Source organism: Corynebacterium sp. MSK310, from assembly GCF_030227355.1.
Classification (GTDB): domain Bacteria; phylum Actinomycetota; class Actinomycetes; order Mycobacteriales; family Mycobacteriaceae; genus Corynebacterium; species Corynebacterium rhinophilum.
In genome coordinates, this window is record NZ_JASPFZ010000036.1 from 1 (window position 1) to 3,279 (window position 3,279).

A 3,279-nucleotide genomic window follows, 5' to 3' on the forward strand; every position below is an offset into this window, starting at 1 on the left:
AAAAGACCCCATGAAGTAACTAACCGTGTACCCGCCCCGCAACACGCCGAACGGACACACATTCTGCTACTTAACCCTACTTTTTGGTTGTTCATGTTTCAGCTTCTCTACACATTCAAAGGACAACTGCACAATGACCTAAATCAGGCCGACTTGGCCTCAGTGGCTGCGCTTACCGCCATCCATTTTCATTTAATTGTCAATAAGCGTCGACGGGGATAGGCTGAGTGCATGGCACACGAGCACCACGACCACGATCACTCCAGCACGCCGCTGCGCGCACTCTTGATTGCGCTAGGCATTACCGGCACCGTCTTCTTCGCGGAGCTGATCGGCGGCTGGTTGGCGGGTTCGATGGCGCTGATGGCGGATGCGATGCACATGCTTTCCGACGCTGCGGGGTTGATCATCGCGGTGTTAGCGGTGTTGGTTGGGCGCCGACAAGCATCGGCTCAGGCCACGTACGGCTACCGACGAGTGGAGGTGCTTGCTGCACTGGCGAACGCAGTGATGGTGCTGGCGATCTCGGTGTGGATTGTCGTCGAGGCGGTGCGCCGCCTGCAGAGCCCGGCCGAAGTGCAGGGAAAAACGATGCTGATCATCGCGGTGATCGGCCTGGTGGCGAATGCGCTATCGGCGTGGGTTCTGCACCGGCACCGCAAATCCTCGATCAACGTGGAGGGCGCGTTCTTGCACGTGTTAGTGGATATGCTCGGCTCGGTCGCAGTAATCGTGGCCGGCATCGTGGTACTGACCACGGGGTTTGTGGCGGCGGACGTGATCGCCTCCCTAGCGATCGCGGCGATGGTGCTGCCGCGCGCCTGGCAGCTCATGCGGCTTTCGGCGAGCGTGCTGCTCGAGCAAGTCCCGGCGGACTTCGACGCCAGTGCGATCGAGCCCGCGCTGCGGCAGGTCGAGGGCGTTGCTGACATCCACGACCTGCACCTGTGGAGCCTGGACGGCGTGAACGTGCTCACGACCGTGCATATCGTGCGCGACGGCACCGTCGGCACCGGCCCGCTGTTGGATGCCGCCCAGCAGGCCCTGCGCGAACACGGTATCGAGCACTCCACCATCCAGATTGAGCACCCAGAGCACGAATCCCACGAGACGGTGTGCTGATTCCCTTCTAACCTGACTTAGGCCAATTTTGTGCGGAAGTTCGCGGCCGGTGATTACTTGGATGGTGGCAGTGAGGTCGGGCGGGAATGGTACGGCGGCGTGAATGGTTTCGCCGCCAACGACGAGTTGAAAGCTGCGGTATTTCTTGAGTGTTCTCACGAGGCGTTTGATGAAGTGACCACTGCGGGTCTCCATCAGGTGGGTCACGGCTAGTGCTGCCATCACAATATTGAGATGTGCTGTGATCGAGTTTTGTTTCCTCGCATAGATTGGGCGTGCTTTCAGGTCTGATTTCGACATCCGATACGACATTTTCAATGTGGAATAGCCTGCGGTAATGCCCGATAACCTCCTGGGCGGGAAGAGCGGTCAGGTCGGTTTCATAGCCTTTAATTCCGGCTAGGGCTCGGTGTTTGGCAGCGAGAGCGTAGTTGACCTTCTTGTTCGGGGTGGAAAGATCGAAATAGCGGTTGCGCTTAATGGCGATTTCGCCGTCAACAGCGCGTTTGGCTTTTGCGACTTGCTCTTTGATTCCGCGCAGGCCGCGTCTGGCCCGATCATAGGAGTACTGGAAGTGGGTCACCGTATTCGGGGTTGTGTGTTTGCGCGCATCGCTTGCCGAGGCTTGTGTCCAGATCTGGCCGTGGGCGTAGGCTTCACCAGGGATTTCCCGCCGCCAGGTTTCAATCACCTCAGGCACGGTGGGGTTTCACCGACAAAATGTAGTGCAGACCTGCATCTATCAATGCTTGCTTGTTCGGAGGGCGTCAAGTTGTTTGTGTGTGGGGCTAGGTTTATAGGTATTTGTCGAAGCGGTCGGGGTAGGCAACGGCCATTTGGTTGATGGCTTGTTTCCAGCCGGAAACTCGGGCTCCTTCCATGAGTCTGCCGGCTGTCGCTGAGACTCGTTTGCCTTGCTTTGCCCTCTTTGCGGCTCGTTTGTCTTCGATGTTGCAGGTCATCAACCACAGCGTCTTGAGCGCGGATTCATCGTTGGTGAACTGCACCCTGTTGCGGGTGGCTTTACGCAGCTGGTTGTTAAACGACTCAATGGAGTTCGTCGTATAGATGACCTTTCTGGCTGCTGGTGGGAACTGCAGAAACGGTACGAAACGCGCCCACGCATCACGCCAGACCTTGACTGAGCGGGGATATTTCTCACCCAGCTCGGAGGCTTCAAATTCGTCTAAAGCAACCTGTGCTGTGGGCTCGTCCGTGGCAGTGTAAATCTTTTTCAACGCGGCTGATACGCCCCGGCGATCCCCGTAGGCTACCCACCGGTTAGCAGCGCGAATCAGGTGCACGATACAGGTTTGCACCATAGAGTTCGGCCAGGTTGCCTCAACTGCCTCTGGCAGGCCTTTCAGCCCGTCACAGCAGACGATAAAGACGTCCTTGACCCCACGGTTAGAAAGGTTGGCGCATACCTGCGCCCAGAATGAAGCGCCTTCTTCCTTGGCAATCCACAATCCTAAAATGTGCTTAATACCGTCGAGATCCACGCCGATTGCCATGTACGCAGATTTGTTGACTACTCGGCCGTCGTCGCGGACTTTAATGCGCAACGCGTCCAGGAAAACCACGGGGTAGAACTCGTCTAGCTGGCGGTTTTGCCAGACCATGACCTCATCGAGCACGGCGTCAGTAACCGCAGAAATCGTCTCATGGGAAATATCGACACGCATCGACGTTGCCATATGGTGCTGGATGTCCCTAATTGTCATCCCACCGGCGTACAAGCTGACGATCATGTCATCGACATCAGTCAAGCGCCTAGAACCTTTAGGGACCATAGTCGGCAAGAATGTTCCAGCCCGATCCCGAGGGACATCAACGGTGACTGGCCCGTAGTTAGAATCCACGGTCTTTGGATACGACCCGTTGCGGTAATTGTCTGTTCTAGCTGCAGCTTTAGCGCTCCTGTCGCCAGACTCGTAGCCCAGGTGGGCATCCATTTCAGCGTTGAGTCCCCTGGTAATCGAGGCTTGTAACATGCCGCGAACTAGGTCGTTGGCATCCGTTGTGGACGTGCCTAGGTCATCAATCAGTTTCGCGATTTCAGGGTTAGCAAGAAGCTTCTTGAAGCGTCCTGGGTTTAGTTCCGCTTCTTTTACGGCCCTGTGTTGATGGGCTGGGTGAGATAGTACTCGGTTTCTA

At 56.7% G+C, this 3,279-nt stretch carries 3 protein-coding genes and 1 pseudogene; 2 read left to right on the plus strand and 2 right to left on the minus strand.

Going from position 1 to position 3,279, the window contains the following annotated elements; genetic code table 11:
* Together QP891_RS11605 and QP891_RS11610 are read left to right on the plus strand one after the other, a co-directional pair.
* The coding region (locus QP891_RS11605) for a hypothetical protein (protein WP_284796937.1) at positions 1–222 on the plus strand (222 nt) is incomplete at its 5' end.
* Positions 223–231: 9 nt separating this feature from the next.
* Complete coding sequence (locus tag QP891_RS11610) at positions 232–1,122, plus strand: cation diffusion facilitator family transporter (protein WP_005328806.1); 891 nt, start codon at positions 232–234, stop codon at positions 1,120–1,122.
* A 30-nt stretch (positions 1,123–1,152) separates the two neighbouring features.
* On the opposite strand, the pseudogene QP891_RS11615 reads toward QP891_RS11610, so the two are convergent.
* Both QP891_RS11615 and QP891_RS11620 read right to left on the minus strand, forming a co-directional pair.
* Positions 1,153–1,880 (minus strand): annotated as a pseudogene (locus QP891_RS11615) (IS1634 family transposase); the annotation flags it as partial.
* A 36-nt stretch (positions 1,881–1,916) separates the two neighbouring features.
* The gene (locus QP891_RS11620) at positions 1,917–3,179 is read right to left on the minus strand and encodes an IS256 family transposase (RefSeq protein WP_410763670.1); all 1,263 of its coding nucleotides are present in this window, start codon (positions 3,177–3,179) and stop codon (positions 1,917–1,919) included.
* Positions 3,180–3,279: the final 100 nt, after the last annotated feature.

What these genes read in the sequence shown, in the direction of transcription:
- QP891_RS11610 (WP_005328806.1), top strand. Translation starts at nt 232, where the DNA reads ATGGCACACGAGCACCACGACCACGATCACTCCAGCACGCCGCTGCGC.